Below are 18,016 nucleotides of genomic sequence, written 5' to 3'. Positions count from 1 at the left end.
AACAATCTAGTTATTTAGTTTGAACTATTAATAGTGTACCACTAAATATATTTCAACAAAAACAAAAAAAAGAAGCAAGCACCTTTAGCTTGCTTCTTTTTACTTTATATTCTCTTCTAAAGCATCTTTTTTAATATTCCAATGAGATGTATTCCATACTACCATCCCATCTTTTATGTATAACACTTGCGGTGATTCATGTCTAATACTGTATTGTTCTGCAACACGATTTGACACATCTCTCGCATCTTGTACGTATAAGTAATACGCTGGTACTTCTCTTTCTTCGCTGCAATACGCTTGAAATTCTGTGTATGCACCGTGACTAATTGGGCATGTCGTACTGTGTTTAAAAAGAACATACGGCTCGTTCTTTTCTACTAAGACTTCAAGCTCTTCAATTGTTTCAAGTTTTGTCATATTCATCACGATTCACCTCTCATACGAAATCTAGAGCGTTTCTCTTTCTTTTCAGCTTTTTTCTCAATTCTTTCTAATTTACGCTCTTCTTTTTCAACCTTCTTCTCTTGTCTCGACGCACGGTAATGATTGTATACTTCAATCGCCGCACTGCTCCACTGTACAACTTGCGCTACTTTATCAGCGTTATTTTCAATTTCGTCCGTTACAGAGTCTGATACATTACGAAGCTTCGTATTTAAAGATTGGATTGTCGTTCCAATCCCATCTACACCCGCTACCACTTTATTTAATGACTGTGACTTCTGTTGAATATCATCAGCTAACGCATTCGTTTTATGTAATAATTGCTCTGTCTCTACGCTAATTCCTTGCATTTGTTTTTCTAAACCTTCTAACGTGCTTGCAACGTTTTCTAACGTCTTCTGAACCGATAACAACGTTCTGCATACATACACTACTAATACTGCGAAAGCAACCGCGATAATAGCCGCACTTACATATAAAAGAACTTGCATTTCATCACTTCCTTTATCTTTTTCATACTTTCCCCTATTATACAATCATTTTCCGTTTCATTCTAATCCCTATCTCATCATTAGAATTTTCATACTTATTCGTTAACTGTAACATAAATCATTCAACAAATTCCACTAAGTAGGTTACAATAGGAGAGGATACATAATTAGTAGGGAGGCTTTACATATGAAAGATCCACGTATTGAAAAGTTAGCATACAATTTAATTAACTACTCTATCCGCTTACAAAAAGGTGAAAAAGTATTAATTGAAAACTTTGGCTTACAAAAAGAACTTGTAACTGCACTTGTAAAAGAAGCATATGCAGCTGGTGGTTTCCCATTCGTCTCTTTAAAAGATCATCAAGTAGATCGCTCTTTATTAATGGGTGCTACTGAAGAACATTTCGAACAAATCGCTGCATATGAAGCAAGCGTAATGAAAGACATGGACGCTTATATCGGCCTTCGCTCTGGCGATAATATTAATGAACAAGCTGACGTTCCAAGTGAGCGTATGAAAGTTCATGGCCAAACAGTTGGTAAAAAAGTTCATAGAGACATTCGCGTTCCAAAAACACGCTGGGTTGTTCTTCGCTACCCAAATGCTTCTATGGCACAGCTTGCTAAAATGAGTACAGAAGCTTTCGAAGACTTCTACTTTGAAGTATGTAACTTAGACTACGGTAAAATGGATAAGGCGATGGACAGCCTTGTTACATTAATGAATAAAACAGATAAAGTTCGTTTAACTGGTCCTGGAACTGACTTAACATTCTCTATTAAAGACATTCCAGCAATTAAATGCTCAGGTCATTTAAACATTCCAGACGGTGAAGTATACTCTGCACCAGTTCGTGATTCTGTTAACGGTACAGTTTCTTACAACACACCATCTCCTTACAACGGTTATACATTTGAAAATGTACAACTTAAGTTCGAGAACGGCCAAATCGTTGAAGCAACTGCAAACGATTCAGAACGCATTAACAAAATCTTCGATACAGACGAAGGCGCACGCTACGTTGGTGAGTTCGCAATCGGCGTAAACCCATACATCTTACATCCAATGGGAGACATCCTATTCGATGAAAAAATCGATGGCAGCTTCCACTTCACTCCTGGACAAGCTTACGACGATGCATGGAACGGTAACAACTCGAACATCCATTGGGACTTAGTATGTATCCAACGCCCTGAATACGGCGGCGGCGAAATTTACTTTGACGACGTACTAATCCGTAAAGACGGACGCTTCGTTGTACCTGAATTAGAAGCTTTAAACCCAGAGAACTTAAAATAATAATAAAAACGCTCGGAATTTTCGCCGAGCGTTTTTTTATTATCCTCACTCTATATCGAGCTACTGTTCTTACTTTTTGTTTGCTGAAAATGAAAATAATATAAAAGTGCCACTGCGATAGTACCTATTAATATGGGTACATATAAAGGCAGGTTCCATTTCATATTTACCCTAGTGCAGATAGCAAACACCAGCATAATTTCCAAGCAAAAAAAGGTTTTATATATTTCATTTCTTACCTGCCATTTCTATTTTCACATGTGGATTTTCTTTCTCTATAAGCCCCAAGAATTCATCCATATTTTGCGGCATCGCAACCATATGTACTTTATATGCATTCGTCGTAATTTCAAGAAACTTTCCGACCTGACGTATAATTCTCACATCTTTTAATACAATATCATCATTTAAAATACCGTACTTTAATACGCCATTTTCTACTTTATGTTTTTTAATAAATACTTCCCAAACGAGTGGTACATTTACAATGAAGCATAAACCCATCCCAATCAACGCTGACATCCAATGCGCTTTATTAGTGAAAAGCATGACAATTGGATATATAAACATAAAAACTAACGTAAGACAAACGAAAATGACTACTGACTTACTTCTTTGAATTGGAAAGTTCATACCTACACCCCCTAACCCAAATTATACCACTATTTCCATTTTGGTTCATAGAAAAAGGCCACTTCTAAATGACCTTTTACACAATGTACCTATAAAATTTCTTATCTACCTGTAGCACCGGAAAGTTTTTCGGCAACTCGTCTATACTCACACTTTCAAAACCATTCTTTTCATAAAAACGATGTGCCGCTAAAAATTTTACTGTTGTTCCTAAGTAAATATCTTTCAATTTTTTATCCTTAGCCCATGAAATTGCTGTTTGAAGCAACATATGTGATGCGCCCCATTCTTTTCCGCGAAACTCTTTCTTCACGAACATTTTTCTTAACGCTACTTGATGATTCTCAATATCTAATAAAGCTACTGTTCCAACTACTTTCCCATCATAAATTGCTATCCAAAAGTTTCCGTAATCCTTTTGATAGAATGTTTCTATTTCAAGTAAATCAGGTTGCTCTTCTTTCGTAATTGAAACATTATACTCTTTTTGCTGAATATGAACGATAAGATCTACTACTTCCTCTTGAAACGTACTTTCATACGGAACAATACGAATCTTCTCGTTCATCGAATATCTTTCCATTCTGAAGCTAGTAAACTATATACAGCGATATCATGAAAATGATCATATAGCCATTCTTCCTCTCTTAAAATACCATCTAACTTAAATCCTAAACGTTCTGGAATTGCGCGACTCTTCGCATTTCCAACACCGCACCGAATTTCAATTTTATTCAACTTTAAATTTTCAAATGCATAGTGAAGTACAGCCTTTACGCTACGCGTCATAATACCTTTCCCGCCAGCATCTTCTGCAAGATAATATCCAAGACTTGTCGCTTTCTTCCCCCAGCTCACCGGATGAATGCCTACCATCCCAACGAGCTTTCCTTTGTAACGTATACCACTTTCAAAACCATCTCCCTCTGCAAACTTCTTTAACCACATCGGAAAAATTTCATCATAAGCATCAGCAGATTTCGTCCCATCTACCCAAGGGAGCCATTTTCGTAAATGATTACGGTTTTGATCTAATAATTGATATAATTCCTCTTTATGATGTTTTTCTAGTAATTGTAGTTCGATTTCGTCATCTACTCGGAGTGTGAACATATTTTTCAGTCCCCTTTTTAGTTTTCTTATTATTCTAACATTTTTAGATGTAAAAAGTTAAATATTAACACTTTCTTTTAATTTTCTTTGTATAAAACCAGAAGAATACGATACTCCCGTAATAACTAATATCATTCCTACAGATTGTGCAGATGTTATATTGATTCCTTCAATAAAAGAAATAAGTATTGTAACAACAGGCACTAGATTAAAAAATAAAGATGTCCTTGCTGCACCAATTTGAGCAATTCCATTATTCCACCATAAGTAACCAAGCACACTCATTCCAATTGCCATAAAGAGAATCGCTCCCCATGCCAACAAAGGAATTTCTAAAACTGGTACTATACTTTTTTGTGTAGAAGATATGATAATAAAGGCAAGTGCACCAATAGTCATCGTATATGTCGTCGTTTGTATTGGATTACCAGTTTTAATAAACCGTCTGCCTAGCACGCCGTATAACGCCCAGCAAATATTCCCTAATAAAATATAAAAATCCCCTTTTGAAAATGATAAATGTTGTAGTATTGTAAACGAACCTTGTGTAAGTACAAAAACAACGCCAATTAGTGCAAGTAACATTCCAATAGCTTGGCGCTTCACAATTTTCTCTCGTAAAATGACACTTGCTAACAGCGTCGTAACGAGAGGATTTGTCGCCATAATAAGTGCACCATTAACAGCTTCTGTATATTTCATTCCTAAAAAGAAAAAGAAGTTAAAGCCGAATACACCAACAATACCTAGCAAGAGATAATAGGTCCTATTCTGCATCCATACTTCCAGATCAAAATCTTTTCGTATTTTTAACAAACATAACATCACAAATGCAGCAATCCCAAAACGCCATGCTGCTATATGAATTGCTTCGAAATACTGCACCGCATATTTCGAAGCATTAAATGTCCCACCAGTAAATATCGCAAAACCTAATAACTGCGTATATACTTTATTTTTCATTGCCGGCCTCCAAGTCCTTTTCTTCTAGAAAACCGTAATAAATTTCTAACTTCTCCTCCGTTAGTTGAACAACTTTTTGCAATTGTTCCTGCTTTTCTTTTAATCGCTCCAAGTGCGTTGTTAAAATGGAAATTCTCTTTTTTACTTTCGTTGGTACTTCCTCTTTCTTCTGCCTAATTTCCTCTATAATGCACCCATCACTTGCAAACTCAGCCATCTCTTCTAATGACATCCCAGTTTGTTTTAATGAATATAAAAATTTTAATAAACGTACATCGCCTTCTGTATATTGACGAATACCGCTATATCGCGTTGGTGGTGGTAATAAACCTAATTTCTCATAGTAGCGCAAAGTGTGAATGCCCATCCCTGTTAATTCTGCTACTTCACCGATTTTATACATGTTCTCTCCCCCTTGTTTTTACATTTTCATCTTACAACCTAGAGTTAGCTCTAGGTCAATACATAAATAAAAGTTGAACACAACAAAAAAGACGCACAGCCAAGCTATGCGTCTTTCCTATTACTTCTCTGCAACTTGAACTTCTTTTACGTAAGCCGCTTCGAATTTTTGGATGTCACCTGCGCCCATGAAAATTAGAACGCCGTTTTTATGTTTCTTTAATACATCCGTTGTTGTATCTGTAATTAATTCTGCACCGTCAATACGCTTTTGCAGATCTTCGATTGTTAATTCACCTTTGTTTTCACGTGCTGATCCGAAAATATCACATAAGTATACTTGGTCAGCTTTGCTTAGGCTTTCTGCGAACTCATCTAAGAACTTTTCTGTACGTGAGAATGTATGTGGCTGGAATACAGCGACAATTTCACGCTCTGGATGTTTTTGACGAGCAGCTTCAATCGTTGCATTAATCTCTGTCGGATGGTGTGCATAGTCATCGATGATTACTTGCTCTCCCATCGGCTTTTCATTAAAGCGACGTTTTACGCCTTCAAAAGTTGTTAATTGATGTTTTACTGCTTCTACATCAACATTTTCATAATGGCAAAGCGCGATTACTGCTAACGCATTTAATACGCTGTGATTGCCGTATCCTGTAATTTTGAACGTGTCATAGTACGTATTACGAACGAATACATCAAAAATAGTGCCATCTGTTCTCTTTTGGATGTTGCGTGCTTGGAAATCATTATCTTCTCCAAATCCATAGAAAATAACAGGTACTTTCGCTTGAATTTTTTGAAGTTCTTCATCATCTCCACATGCAATAATGCCTTTTTTCACTTGCAATGCCATCTCTTGGAATGCACTGAATACATCATTGATGTCTGCAAAATAATCTGGATGATCAAAATCAATATTCGTCATAATTGCATAGTCTGGATTATAAGACAAGAAATGACGACGATACTCACAAGCTTCAAATACAAAATACTTACTATTTTCTACCCCATGCCCTGTTCCATCTCCAATAAGGTAAGATGTTGGATGTGCACCTTGCATTACATGGGCTAACAAACCTGTTGTTGATGTTTTTCCGTGTGCACCAGTTACAGCAACACTTGTGTATTGGCTCATCAGGTCACCTAAGAAATGATGGTAACGATGGACTGGGATGTTTAATTCTTTTGCTGCTACGATTTCTTCATGCGTATCAGGAAATGCATTTCCTGCAATAATCACTTGTCCTTCTTCTACATTATTCTTATCAAAAGGAAGGATCGAGATACTACGCTTTTCCAACGCTGTTTGTGTAAAGAAACGCTTTTCATAATCAGACCCTTGAACAGTATGCTTCATATCATGAAGAATTTGCGCTAATGAACTCATTCCTGTTCCTTTAATTCCTACAAAATGGTAAACTGTCATCTTAAAGAACCTCCAACATTTCGAACTAATACAACGGCCTATCTATAAGACAGTATATGAATCTTTTCTTATTTTGGTAATCATCATACATTTTTGATGTAGTGAAGTTATTCTTTCCCTTCACTTATCAGGATAAACTCGTACGTACTTCTTTATATGTCCATAATAAGTCCATTATAGCAAAAAAGAAGCCGCTATACTATGATAACAGAAAAACTGATAGGGTCAATCACCTATCAGTTTTTCTCTCTTTTACATCTCTTCTCTTTTTTCTAATTGAACACGCTCTAAACGTGGGTTTGGACGATATTTACGACCAGCTTTTGCTTCTGGTTTCCCATTTAGTTCTACATTATCACCAGTAAAGCCAATATTCATTTTTAATAAGCTACTTCCTACCCCGTATATGTCAACAGGTACGTTTTGAGCTTCAAATTCACGAATACGCTTCTCATCAAATCCACCAGTTACAACGATGTCTACATGCTGGAATCCTTCTTCATCAAGTGCTTTACGAAGTGCGAATACAAGCGATGGGTTTACACCACGTGGATCGAATGTTCCAAGTACTTCTGGGTGGCGAATAAAGTATTGATCAATCATCGTGCGGGACGTATCTACACGTACACCTTTTAATGTTGATCCAAATTCACGCGCTACGCGAAGTGCATCTGTAATGACATCATTGTTGTAATCAATTAATACAACTAATTCATCTTCTGGGAATTTCTTATGATATGCTTTTGCCGCTTCCACAACATCACCATTAAACATTTGAATTAATGCGTGAGGCATCGTCCCCATACCACTTTTGCCCCACCATTCATTCATCGCATGCGTCGCTTGTGCGCTCATACCTCCGATGTATGCTGCATAACCGTCACCAGCTTGTTGTGTATAATGATCATCACGGTCTCCCATGAAAATAACTGGTTTTTCTTTATCTACGCTACGCGCAGCTTGGACAACGTTATATACGTTTGTCGCAACCGATGTACGACGAGCTAAAATCCCATCAATGACACCTTCTAAAAATCCGAAATTTTCATAAGGACCATGAATTGTTAACACTGTTTCAAATGGACTAATTTTATCGCCATCTTTTAAAGAGTTAATCTCAAGTTCCTCAGGATTTTTAGCGAATGTTTGTAGCAATGCAATTACTTCATCCGTTCCGCAAAGAACTGCATTTTCCTTTTGGAAAAATTGCATCGTTACAACACTTTTCGGGCGAAATTCTTCGATGATTTCTCTAGTCTTTAAAAAGTAAACGGCAGAGAACCAACCTTCTCCAACACGTTCGTCAAATTTAAATGTTTTATTTGTTAGTCTATTTATTTCACCTTTTAATTTTAATTCAATTTCTTTCATGTCGCTTTACTCCCTACTTTACTATCCAACATTTTCTCTTAGTATACAGCAAAACCGTTTACTATACATTTGTTTCCTGCATAGCGGCAAATTCATCCTCAGAAATAAGGACATCTCTCGGTTTCGTTCCTCTACCTTCAGAAATAATTCCTTGCGATTCCATCTCTTCAATGAGACGTGCCGCGCGATTATAACCGATGCGGAATTTTCGCTGTACAGAAGATGTGGACGCTCCCCCTTGTTCTACAACAAATTGACATGCATCAAGGAACAATTCGTCTTCCGACTCAGCTTGTTCTGTTTTCGCTAATAAATCCTCTTGCTTAAATAAGTAATTCGGCTTCATTTGCTTTTTCACATGATCAACTGTTTTTTCAATCTCATCATCCGATACATATACACCTTGTACACGAACTGGCTTAGATGTACCGTTCCCTAAGAATAACATATCACCACGGCCAAGTAATTTCTCCGCGCCCCCAATATCAATAATCGTACGCGAATCAACTTGAGATGATACAGTAAACGCAATACGCGTTGGAATGTTTGACTTAATTAAACCTGTAATAACATCTACAGATGGACGCTGCGTCGCTACTAATAAATGAATACCACAAGCACGTGCTTTTTGCGCAATACGACAAATCGCTTCCTCAACATCACCAGGTGCTACCATCATTAAATCGGCTAACTCGTCAATGACAATAACGATATAAGGTAATGTCTCTCCTGGAGTTTCTCGCTCACTTACAATCGTATTGTAGCGAGTTAAATCACGAGCACCAGCATGCGCAAACAATTCATAACGGCGTTCCATTTCCTCAACTGCCCATTTTAATGCAGCTGTCGCTGCTTTTACATCCGTAATAACAGGTGCTACAAGATGCGGAACAGAATTGTATGGTGCAAGCTCAACCATCTTCGGATCAATTAACATTAACTTCACTTCATGTGGTTTCGCTTTATATAAAATACTCGTTAAAATGGCGTTAATACACACACTTTTACCTGAACCCGTTGCACCCGCAATAAGTCCGTGCGGCATTTTTCGAATATCCGTTACAATTGGATCCCCTGAAATATCAAGTCCAAGCGCAACAGTAAGCGGTGATTCACTCTTTGTGAATACAGGACTTCTTAAAATTTCGCGAAGAAATACTGGCTTACTTTCTTTATTTGGAACTTCAATTCCAATTGCACTCTTCCCTGGAATCGGTGCTTCAATACGAATATCTTTCGCAGCTAAACTTAACTTAATATCATCACTTAAATTTGTAATTTTATTTACTTTCACACCTGGGTCTGGCTGTACTTCAAAACGAGTTACTGCTGGACCTTGTGATACATTAATAACATGTGCTCCAACATGAAAATTATTAAACGTTGTATCTAATAATTCTTTCTGCTCCTCTAACCATTCTGTATTATCTAACGCTGATTGCTGTGGAATCGACAACAGCGCTAATGGTGGAACAGTATATGTCGGTGGTGTATGCAATACATTTCGCATATCGTTCTCTCTTTGATTTACAACATATGCTTTCTCTTGTACTTCCGTACTTGAAATTGGCTTTTGTACTTGCTCTACCACTACTTGCTGTATTTGTTGTTCTTCCTCTTGTGGTTCTGCTACTACTTGCTGCACTGGGTGCTCTTCCACTTGTGGTTCTGCTACTACTTGCTGCACTGGGCGTTCTTCCTCTTGTGGTTCTGCTACTACTTGCTGCACTGGGCGTTCTTCCTCTTGTGGTTCTGCTACTACTTGCTGCACTGGGTGCTCTTCCACTTGTGGTTCTGCTACTACTTGCTGCACTGGGTGCTCTTCCATTTGTGGTTCTGCTACTACTTGCTGCACTGGGTGCTCTTCCACTTGTGGTTCTGCTACCTCTTGTTGCACTGGCTTATTCTCTACTCGTACATTAGCAGAAGGCTGCATTGCATTTGCTCTAGCTGCATGTCTTTCCATTAATCGTGTTCTATCTTGTTTCAACATAACAACATTAAATGGTACATGACGCTTTTTCTCACGTTTTGGTTCTTCTTTTTGTACAACTGGTTGTTCTTCTGCGACTGGTGTTTCCTCGGCAACTGGTTGTTCTTCTTCAACTGATTGCTCTTCTACGACCGGTGCTTCTTCTTCAACTCGTTGCTCTTCTGCGACTGGCGCTTCTTCTACAACTCGTTGCTCTTCTGCGACTGGTGTTTCTTCTTCAACTTGTTGCTCTTCTACGACCAGTGCTTCTTCTTCAACTCGTTGCTCTTCTGCGACCGGTGCTTCTTCTTCAACTCGTTGCTCTTCTGCGACTGGTGTTTCCTCGGCAACTGGTTGTTCTTCTACGACTGGCGCTTCTTCTACAACTGATTGCTCTTCTACGACCGGTGCTTCTTCTACAACTCGTTGCTCTTCTGCGACTGGCGCTTCTTCTACAGCTGGTTGTTTTTCTGCAATTAAAACATCCGCAAAGCTTTGAACATCTTTCTTCGTTTGTTCATCAGCCTCAGCAACATGTATGAATTCACTCTTTTGTTCAATTGCTTCAGCTTCTTGCTGAATGTCCTCAAGTGCTACAAATGTCTCTACTACAGGCGCGTTTATTTCTGCAATCACTTCTACTTCTTCTGACTCTTCTGCTTCCGCAATTACTTCCACTTCTTCTGACTCTTCCGTTTCTGCAATTACTTCCACTTCTTCTGACTCTTCCGTTTCTGCAATTACTTCCACTTCTTCTGACTCTTCCGTTTCTGCAATTACTTCCACTTCTTCTGACTCTTCTGCTTCCGCAATTACTTCAGCTTCTTCTGACTCTTCTGTTTCTGTAATTACTTCCACTTCTTCAGGTGCCTCTGTTTCCATAACTACTTCTTCAAACTCTTCCGTTTCTGCAATTACTTCTACTTTTGACACTTCTTCTGGTATTTCCACAATGATTGTTTCTTCAAGTTTTTCTTCTGCTTTGACAATCACTGATTCTTCTGGAGCTTGCTTTTCTACTTCAATAGTAGGTTGTTTTATTTCTGTATTACGTTTAATTTCTTCTGATAATATTGTATCCTCGTGCTCTACTTTAGAAGCTACTAATTCTTCTTGTAGATTGTTTTCGTTTAACACCACTACATCTTTTTCTAGCTTAGCACTTTCCATCTGCTCAGCTACTGTTTTATGAAGTAATTCATCCGCTGAAACTTCCTGCGGTGTACTCATTTCTTGAATCACTTCTTTTTCTTCTACTAAAGGCACTTGGCGTTCAATTTCATAACCGTTTTTCTCTAGCCATTGATCAACTACTGACTTTTCTTCCTTTTTATTCTCTTCATATTGTTGCTCCCCTTGCTGGTTAGCAGCTCTATGACTAGAAGAAGTTGGTGCTTGTCCTTCTGAGAAATCAGATAATGTATATCCTTTTTTCTCTAACCATGCATCAACGACTGATTTACCCTCTACAGATATTTCAAGGTCTTCTCTTTCCTTTACTTCCTCCTGCTTTTCTTCCTTTTTCTCTACTGAAGGACGATTATATCCATAAATTGGCGAAATCATTTCTGTTGGACGAAATGGTCTACGGTTACTCTCTTGCGAAGGTACAGATGCCTTTTTAACGACAGACTCCCGCACCGATTCATATTGCACTTCCGGCTCTTCATATGTAGAAACTACCTTTTCCACATACGGTCGTCTGCTTCTTTCCACCTTTATTCCTCTTTGGGCAGTCGGTTCTTCATATGTTACTCCTTGAACAGGTTGTTGTTCGAAGCGATTTACTTCGCTTTCATCCCCTTCATCGAACCCATTATCCGGTACTAAAGGAAAACGGCATTTACCTGCATTCCTACTTGCCATTTGTGCTTCTCTTGCTTCAGTGTAGTGGTTTACACGAGGAATTTTCGGCTGACTTTCAATTTGCTTTGGTACTTCTTTATTCATCGCTGTTTGTTCTTCCTCTTTGTTAAACAGCTTTTTCATCCAATCTAACATGCTTACCACTCTTTCTACTAAATAGTAACATCCTTTATTGTATCAGCATTCGGCAAAAAGTGCAGGTAAAATTAAGCATGTCATATTTATCCATAATATTCTAATTTACGAGTGTTTTCATATGGAAAAACGCAGCCTTACATGTAAGACTGCGTTTAAGCTTTACTCTTCCGATATGCATCTACACTATCCGTTACACTTTGCAATAAAGAATTTACATACTGCGAGTCAGATAATTTTTTATCTTCTTCAGGATTTGACATAAACCCAAGTTCTAATAGTACACCAGGTACTTTGGACCAATTAAATCCAGAAAGATCATCCCTGAATTTAATTCCATTCACTTTCACTTGTTGATTCTCTCTCATTTTATTTACAATCGTTTGAGAGATTTGAAGACTTTCCGCATAAATCTCTTTCGTATACGGACTTCCTTCTGCCGGCGTCAATACAGCAAATCCACTTTCGTTTGGATTTTCAGAACCATCTGCATGAAGACGTAAAAATAAATTAGCCTTATGATTATTTGCGAATGTCGCCCGTTCTTTATTACTTATATCAACGTCTTGTGATGTTCTCGTCATTAATACTTGTATCCCTTTTGCTTCAAGCTTTTCTTTTAATAAAAAAGCCATTTCTAATACAAGTACAGCCTCTCTCTTTTTCGTCACAACACCTGTTGTACCGTCTGTCACTTTATATTTTTGCGTTGTTGCCCCTGGTCCAATTGGCTCTAAATTTAAATTCGCTTTTTGTTGATGCCCTGGATCAATAACGACGAGAAACTCCTCTTTTTTTTCATCACTCTCTACTTTTTGTTCATTATTTTGCACTGGTTGCTCAGTTGGCTGCACTGGCGTAGTTTCTTCTTTCTTTTCCTCAGGCGATACTTCCTCTTGCTTATGTTCTACTTGCTCATTCGTTTGAATTGCTTGCAATTCTTCGTTTTTTTCTTGTTCTTGCTGTTTTTCTACCGGTGCGTCTTCTTTGGTATCTTTGTTCTTCTCTTGTATAGAAGATGTAGTTTCTTTTTTCGGCTGCTCTTGTGAACAACCGGCCATATATATTCCAATGAATGCAATCATGCTCATTATTTTTATATACTTCATACTTCTCTCCCATCACTTTGCACCGGATTCAAAGTTTTTCTTATAATTGCCCTATAATCTCATCCATATTTCCAATATAAACTGGCTGCCATTTTTCTGTACCACGTTCTGCAGTATAAACCGGATAAGCGTCATCATCTATATTTACGAAAACTGGATCGCCCATATCCGTTTCATATCCAATTGTAATCCATCCTTCTTGCCACTTTCCGTTTTCTTCACTTATTAATGAATTTTTATGTTTATCGTATCGGTAACCGATTTGTCCTTTTTCTAATTCACTTTCACTAAACACATATATTTCATAAGTACCTAGCTCAATATCTTGCTGTTTTGAAGTTTCAATTCGTTTTAGAAGTTCTGCGATTTTTATTTGTTGTTTCATACGTCTATCCCCTTCTATTTTTCTAAATTTTAACTAGTTTATTTATAAAATACAATATAGATTTTGTGAAAAAAGGTGACATCCTTATAATATGAATGATTTTTTGAATATATCTGTCACAACTCTCAATATATCAACGATTTTTCAAATATATCTATCATAACTCTCAATATATCAACGATTTTTCAAATATATCTATCATAACTCTCAATATATCAACGATTCGACAATGAATATCAACTTACCGACAAAGAATGACAAAAAAAGAGAGGCTGCCCAAAAGGACACCCTCTCTTTTCTTATATCAATTAAAATTTAAACTCTTGTCCAACTTCAAAGCTATCTTCTAATACAAGAATACCTTTCTCTTGTGGAGCGTCTGGAAGCTCTAATTCACGTGCAGAGCAAATCATCCCAGAAGAAGGAACACCGCGAAGTTCTGCTGGTTTAATTAACATACCGCTTGGCATTACAGCACCAATTTTTGCAACGACAACTTTTTGTCCTGCATCAACGTTTGGTGCGCCACATACGATTTGTAATGTTTCTGTACCGATTTCTACTTTACAAATGTTTAGCTTATCAGCATTTGGATGTTTCTCTTTTTCAGCTACATAGCCTACAACAAATTTCGGAGAAAGATCTGCTTCTACTGTTTCTTCAAAGCCGTTCTTCGCTAAAATTTCGTTGATTTTCTCTACAAGCTCTTTCGTTAATGTAAGGTTGCCTGTTTCTTTTACTTCTAAGTAAGAAGATGCATTAAAGATGTTGAATCCTGCTGTCTCGTTGCTTTCACGATCGTATACGCGTGCAACATCTCCTTTGCGATCAAAAGTACGGTTCTCTAAAGTAATATCTTGTAAGGCAACAATTAAAGTGTCACCAATTCCTTCAAGGTTGTAAAAAACGTTCACTTCGTTCATCCTTTCTCTTTTCCATCTGTCTTCTTCCGATTTTTCGCTAAAATAAAGATTGGTTCAAATTCTCCATCTTCATATACGAATGAAAGTGATGTAATCGGAACATGCCCTTCGGCAAAAAATTTCATTGTCATTTGTGCAATAATATCATAACCGATTTCGTTGACGATATCAGCAATAATTAATACATCTTGGTGAGGAACAGCAACAACCATGTCACCAGAAATCTTTTCACGCATCGATTGTAGTAACGATTCGTTTAAAATACGAGTCGCGTCATACCCATCATTTGTGTTTAAAAAGTAGAATGTATTACCCGCTACTGTGTCTTGTTTAAATTCATAACCTAATGAGCGTGCGTTGAATAATGCCATTTCACGCACTTGCTGTTCTGTAAGTTCTAATTTTTGTAATAGACGCTCGTCAATTAGTCGATACGTTTTATTCGAATCTAACGCATAGTAAATACGTGTTTCCGCCGTATGATCCGTCATAATAAACGGATTTCCTTCTTCTGCTTGTTTCGGGAAAGAAGTAGAGCGAATAACAGGTAAAATTTTCGCTCCGCTATTTTCTTCTTTATGCATCGCAATTAGCGCTTCTTGTACGTAATAAGCAACTTCTTCAATTGCCTTTTCTTTGTTCACTTCCCATTTTGCCACAACTCCTGGAAGCGATACGTTAATACCTTTTTTGGAGTCTTTTTGTTCAATACGTAAAACTTCTTTCTCACTATCATACTGAAAGTCCCATTCTGGGCGAGATAATTTCTTTATTAACTCATCTTTCATCTTTTTACTTGTCATCTTCATCTCTTTTTCCTCCCTTCCAAAAAAATAACCTCCCCCGCGAAGGTAGAGGTTGTTTTACAATTCAATTGGCAAATTGCCTTATTTTAAACCTTCAATGAACTCTTCGATTTGTTCTTGTGTTTTACGATCTTTGTTTACATAGCGACCAGTTTCTTCACCTTTATTGTACGCTACAAAGCTCGGAATGCCAAATACGTCTAATTTTACACATAGATCAATAAACTCATCGCGATCTACATAGTAAAATGAGAAATCACTATATTTCTCTTCTACTTCTGGCATAAATGGGTCTACAAAGCGGCAGTCTGGGCACCATTCTGCTGAGAACATAAAGACTACATTCTCTTCATTTTTTAACTGTTGGAATTGCTCCATGCTTTCTAATGACTTCATCTATATTTCCTCCTCTAACGAGTGCATTTTTCATGTTATAATCTTTCTTTTATACTACCATACATCGCGCACGGTGCAAGGTTTATGCTTGCTTTTTGTCATACTTATATTGCCCAACTAACAACTTAACAACGTGTACAAATAATTCCGTACGGTCGACATAATCATCTGTAAAAATACCGATCGCACCTTCGTGACTACGAATATCTTTTCGCTGCACAAACTCTTCCATCACTTCGCTTAATTCCTTACCATCTTCAAGAGGTGCTAAAAAATCGTCTGGTAACGTAATACGCGCTCCTCCGGCCACAAATACTTTCCCATCACTTGTTGCTAGCGCGCCCCAGTTACACATAAATAAACCGTGCTCCGTTTTCATTACGCCGCCTTCTAGCCCAATACCAATTGGAGCTTCTCCTTCCTCTAGCGCTCGCTTTGCTCTATTAATCGCTCCTTGCATCGTCTCTTCATCTGAGAACGGCTGAGCTGATACTCCTGACGGAACAGAAAGAGATGTAATTTCAGCATCTTTCCAAACCTTCTCCACAGCGCCAACCTTCGTTTTATTCTTTGATCCAACTACTACTTTCATTTCGTTCACCTCTATAAAAATTCATCATTCTATTCTAATATCCCTATCAGATACGAATTAAGCATCAACCACTACCACATATCACCAAGTCATCTATTCAGCCTAAAAAAGAAGGTTTTTTCTAGCAACATTACCGTCTTCGAAAACAAAAACAGCCTTCCTCTCACTTCCTACTTGGGGTCTTCATACATCATTCGAACACCAATTAAGCACTGACCACTCCCACTCATGGATGGGTCATCTATTCAATCTAAAAAAAGAAGGTTTTTTCTAACAACATTACCGTCTTCAAAAACAAAAACAGCCTTCCTCTCACTTCCTACTTGGAGTCTTCATACATCATTCGAACACCAATTAAGCACTGACCGCTCCCACTCATCGCTGGGTCATCTATTCAATCTAAAAAAGAAGGTTTTTTCTAACAACATTACCGTCTTCAAAAACAAAAACAGCCTTCCTCTCTTTTCCTATCCAGGGTCTTAATACATCATTCGAGCACCAATCAGGCACTGACCGCTCCCATCCATGGATGGGTCATCTATTCAAGCCAAAAAAAGAAAGGCTCTTCAGCCCTTCTTCCTCTCTACGCGTTATTCTTAATTGTCTCTAACGTCGTTTTATCTGTTGTTCTTACAAGCTTCGTAATTAATTCTTTCGCCGCTGCATAATCATCAACATGTAAAATTGAAGCATGTGTATGAATGTAGCGTGCACAAACACCAATTACTGCTGATGGGATACCAGAGTTACTTGTATGTACACGGCCCGCATCTGTACCACCTTGTGAAATAAAGTATTGGTACGGAATGTTGTTTGTTTCTGCTGTATCTAAAATGAATTCGCGCATCCCTCTATGTGTTACCATCGTGCGATCATAAATACGAAGAAGAGCACCTTTTCCTAATTGACCGAACTGCGTTTTGTCACCAGATGCATCGTTTGCTGGACTTGCATCAAGCGCATAAAAAATGTCTGGTTGAATCATATTTGCAGCTGTTTGCGCTCCGCGAAGACCTACTTCTTCTTGTACAGTAGCACCAGAGTATAATGTGTTTGGTAATGTTTCATCTTTTAATTCTTTTAACAATTCGATTGCAAGGCCACATCCGTAACGGTTGTCCCAAGCTTTCGCCATAATTTTCTTTTCGTTTGCCATCGGCGTAAATGGGCAAATCGGCACGATTTGTTGTCCTGGTTTTACACCAATTTCAATCGCATCTTCATAACTATCTGCACCTATATCAATTAACATATTTTTTATATCCATCGGTTTTGCACGTTGCGCGTCACTTAATAAATGAGGAGGAATAGAACCAACAACCCCAATAACAGGACCATTCTTCGTCATAACTTGTACACGCTGTGCTAATAAAACTTGACTCCACCATCCGCCTAACGTTTGAAAACGAAGCATTCCGTTTTTCGTAATTTGCGTAATCATGAAACCTACTTCATCCATATGACCTGCTACAAGAACACGCGGGCCAGTTTCGTCCCCTTTTTTCAGACCAAATACGCTCCCTAAACCGTCTTGTACAATTTCATCTGCATATTTGCTTAATTCTTGTTTCATAAAACGGCGTACATCATGTTCAAAACCTGATGCACCTTGTAATTCTGTTAACGTACGAAATAATTGTAATGTCTCTTTATTCACGAAGTCCCCTTCTTTCAAAC

General features: G+C 37.9%; 18 protein-coding genes and 1 pseudogene. 1 reads left to right on the top strand and 18 read right to left on the bottom strand.

Annotated elements, in window-relative coordinates:
- Positions 1 to 99: 99 nt before the first annotated feature.
- Complete coding sequence (gene ytxJ / locus MKY38_RS26355) at positions 100 to 426, bottom strand: bacillithiol system redox-active protein YtxJ (RefSeq protein WP_001057469.1); 327 nt, start codon at positions 424 to 426, stop codon at positions 100 to 102.
- On the bottom strand, positions 426 to 938 hold the full coding sequence (locus tag MKY38_RS26350; RefSeq protein ID WP_001197720.1) for a DUF948 domain-containing protein: 513 nt from the start codon (positions 936 to 938) through the stop codon (positions 426 to 428). The genes ytxJ and MKY38_RS26350 overlap by 1 nt, the downstream gene beginning before the upstream one ends.
- Positions 939 to 1,125: 187 nt before the next feature.
- Between MKY38_RS26350 and MKY38_RS26345 the strand changes: the two genes are divergently transcribed.
- Entirely contained in the window at positions 1,126 to 2,241 is a 1,116-nt protein-coding gene (locus tag MKY38_RS26345) for an aminopeptidase (RefSeq protein WP_000654729.1), read from the top strand.
- 50 nt (positions 2,242 to 2,291) lie between these two features.
- Here the strand turns inward: MKY38_RS26345 and MKY38_RS26340 are convergent.
- The 16 genes and pseudogenes from MKY38_RS26340 to MKY38_RS26265 all read right to left on the bottom strand — a co-directional run bounded on the left by MKY38_RS26340 (position 2,292) and on the right by MKY38_RS26265 (position 17,996).
- Positions 2,292 to 2,473: pseudogene (locus tag MKY38_RS26340) on the bottom strand (hypothetical protein).
- On the bottom strand, positions 2,470 to 2,874 hold the full coding sequence (locus tag MKY38_RS26335; RefSeq protein WP_078439418.1) for a PH domain-containing protein: 405 nt from the start codon (positions 2,872 to 2,874) through the stop codon (positions 2,470 to 2,472). Before MKY38_RS26335 ends, MKY38_RS26340 begins: the two are co-directional and overlap by 4 nt.
- A gap of 76 nt (positions 2,875 to 2,950) precedes the next feature.
- Entirely contained in the window at positions 2,951 to 3,442 is a 492-nt protein-coding gene (locus MKY38_RS26330; RefSeq protein ID WP_078384849.1) for a GNAT family N-acetyltransferase, read from the bottom strand.
- The gene (locus tag MKY38_RS26325) at positions 3,439 to 3,987 is read right to left on the bottom strand and encodes a GNAT family N-acetyltransferase (RefSeq protein WP_114556148.1); all 549 of its coding nucleotides are present in this window, start codon (positions 3,985 to 3,987) and stop codon (positions 3,439 to 3,441) included. The genes MKY38_RS26330 and MKY38_RS26325 overlap by 4 nt, the downstream gene beginning before the upstream one ends.
- Before the next feature lie 57 nt (positions 3,988 to 4,044).
- Positions 4,045 to 4,950, bottom strand: a complete 906-nt coding sequence (locus tag MKY38_RS26320; RefSeq protein WP_114556149.1) for a DMT family transporter — start codon at positions 4,948 to 4,950, stop codon at positions 4,045 to 4,047.
- Positions 4,940 to 5,353: a MerR family transcriptional regulator gene (locus tag MKY38_RS26315; protein WP_114556150.1), complete on the bottom strand. Its 414-nt coding sequence runs from the start codon at positions 5,351 to 5,353 to the stop codon at positions 4,940 to 4,942. The genes MKY38_RS26320 and MKY38_RS26315 overlap by 11 nt, the downstream gene beginning before the upstream one ends.
- A 120-nt stretch (positions 5,354 to 5,473) precedes the next feature.
- On the bottom strand, positions 5,474 to 6,784 hold the full coding sequence (murC, locus tag MKY38_RS26310) for a UDP-N-acetylmuramate--L-alanine ligase (protein ID WP_000219468.1): 1,311 nt from the start codon (positions 6,782 to 6,784) through the stop codon (positions 5,474 to 5,476).
- A gap of 252 nt (positions 6,785 to 7,036) precedes the next feature.
- The gene (locus tag MKY38_RS26305) at positions 7,037 to 8,155 is read right to left on the bottom strand and encodes a nicotinate phosphoribosyltransferase (RefSeq protein WP_000658370.1); all 1,119 of its coding nucleotides are present in this window, start codon (positions 8,153 to 8,155) and stop codon (positions 7,037 to 7,039) included.
- Positions 8,156 to 8,216: 61 nt separating this feature from the next.
- Positions 8,217 to 12,128 carry a DNA translocase FtsK gene (locus tag MKY38_RS26300; protein WP_341050211.1) on the bottom strand — a complete coding sequence of 1,304 codons (3,912 nt, stop codon included), beginning with the start codon at positions 12,126 to 12,128 and terminating at the stop codon, positions 8,217 to 8,219.
- A gap of 155 nt (positions 12,129 to 12,283) precedes the next feature.
- On the bottom strand, positions 12,284 to 13,237 hold the full coding sequence (locus MKY38_RS26295) for an N-acetylmuramoyl-L-alanine amidase (RefSeq protein WP_114556252.1): 954 nt from the start codon (positions 13,235 to 13,237) through the stop codon (positions 12,284 to 12,286).
- A 40-nt stretch (positions 13,238 to 13,277) separates the two neighbouring features.
- Positions 13,278 to 13,622: a hypothetical protein gene (locus MKY38_RS26290; protein WP_000813166.1), complete on the bottom strand. Its 345-nt coding sequence runs from the start codon at positions 13,620 to 13,622 to the stop codon at positions 13,278 to 13,280.
- Between the two features lie 308 nt (positions 13,623 to 13,930).
- A complete protein-coding gene (gene ytpR / locus MKY38_RS26285) occupies positions 13,931 to 14,545 on the bottom strand; it encodes a YtpR family tRNA-binding protein (protein ID WP_001006761.1) in 615 nt (204 codons plus the stop codon).
- A complete protein-coding gene (locus MKY38_RS26280; protein ID WP_000784588.1) occupies positions 14,542 to 15,354 on the bottom strand; it encodes a DUF1444 domain-containing protein in 813 nt (270 codons plus the stop codon). The genes ytpR and MKY38_RS26280 overlap by 4 nt, the downstream gene beginning before the upstream one ends.
- 78 nt (positions 15,355 to 15,432) lie before the next feature.
- Positions 15,433 to 15,747, bottom strand: a complete 315-nt coding sequence (locus MKY38_RS26275) for a thioredoxin family protein (protein ID WP_000838193.1) — start codon at positions 15,745 to 15,747, stop codon at positions 15,433 to 15,435.
- An 82-nt stretch (positions 15,748 to 15,829) separates the two neighbouring features.
- Entirely contained in the window at positions 15,830 to 16,339 is a 510-nt protein-coding gene (locus tag MKY38_RS26270; RefSeq protein WP_000869941.1) for a DUF84 family protein, read from the bottom strand.
- Positions 16,340 to 16,922: 583 nt separating this feature from the next.
- Positions 16,923 to 17,996 carry a M42 family metallopeptidase gene (locus MKY38_RS26265; protein WP_001031508.1) on the bottom strand — a complete coding sequence of 358 codons (1,074 nt, stop codon included), beginning with the start codon at positions 17,994 to 17,996 and terminating at the stop codon, positions 16,923 to 16,925.
- Positions 17,997 to 18,016 lie beyond the last annotated feature (20 nt).

It is taken from the genome of Bacillus sp. FSL R5-0585 (genome assembly GCF_038004545.1).
GTDB lineage: Bacteria > Bacillota > Bacilli > Bacillales > Bacillaceae_G > Bacillus_A > Bacillus_A cereus.
This window is presented reverse-complemented; position numbering and strand designations above follow the sequence as displayed.

Coding starts and splice junctions, on each gene's coding strand:
- MKY38_RS26345 (WP_000654729.1), top strand. CDS start 1,126: ATGAAAGATCCACGTATTGAAAAGTTAGCATACAATTTAATTAACTAC.
- ytpR (WP_001006761.1), bottom strand. CDS start 14,545: ATGAACGAAGTGAACGTTTTTTACAACCTTGAAGGAATTGGTGACACT.
- MKY38_RS26320 (WP_114556149.1), bottom strand. CDS start 4,950: ATGAAAAATAAAGTATATACGCAGTTATTAGGTTTTGCGATATTTACT.
- MKY38_RS26335 (WP_078439418.1), bottom strand. CDS start 2,874: ATGAACTTTCCAATTCAAAGAAGTAAGTCAGTAGTCATTTTCGTTTGT.
- MKY38_RS26280 (WP_000784588.1), bottom strand. CDS start 15,354: ATGAAGATGACAAGTAAAAAGATGAAAGATGAGTTAATAAAGAAATTA.
- MKY38_RS26330 (WP_078384849.1), bottom strand. CDS start 3,442: ATGAACGAGAAGATTCGTATTGTTCCGTATGAAAGTACGTTTCAAGAG.
- murC (WP_000219468.1), bottom strand. CDS start 6,784: ATGACAGTTTACCATTTTGTAGGAATTAAAGGAACAGGAATGAGTTCA.
- MKY38_RS26315 (WP_114556150.1), bottom strand. CDS start 5,353: ATGTATAAAATCGGTGAAGTAGCAGAATTAACAGGGATGGGCATTCAC.
- MKY38_RS26270 (WP_000869941.1), bottom strand. CDS start 16,339: ATGAAAGTAGTAGTTGGATCAAAGAATAAAACGAAGGTTGGCGCTGTG.
- MKY38_RS26300 (WP_341050211.1), bottom strand. CDS start 12,128: ATGTTAGATTGGATGAAAAAGCTGTTTAACAAAGAGGAAGAACAAACA.
- MKY38_RS26305 (WP_000658370.1), bottom strand. CDS start 8,155: ATGAAAGAAATTGAATTAAAATTAAAAGGTGAAATAAATAGACTAACA.
- MKY38_RS26290 (WP_000813166.1), bottom strand. CDS start 13,622: ATGAAACAACAAATAAAAATCGCAGAACTTCTAAAACGAATTGAAACT.
- MKY38_RS26350 (WP_001197720.1), bottom strand. CDS start 938: ATGCAAGTTCTTTTATATGTAAGTGCGGCTATTATCGCGGTTGCTTTC.
- MKY38_RS26295 (WP_114556252.1), bottom strand. CDS start 13,237: ATGAAGTATATAAAAATAATGAGCATGATTGCATTCATTGGAATATAT.
- ytxJ (WP_001057469.1), bottom strand. CDS start 426: ATGAATATGACAAAACTTGAAACAATTGAAGAGCTTGAAGTCTTAGTA.
- MKY38_RS26325 (WP_114556148.1), bottom strand. CDS start 3,987: ATGTTCACACTCCGAGTAGATGACGAAATCGAACTACAATTACTAGAA.
- MKY38_RS26275 (WP_000838193.1), bottom strand. CDS start 15,747: ATGAAGTCATTAGAAAGCATGGAGCAATTCCAACAGTTAAAAAATGAA.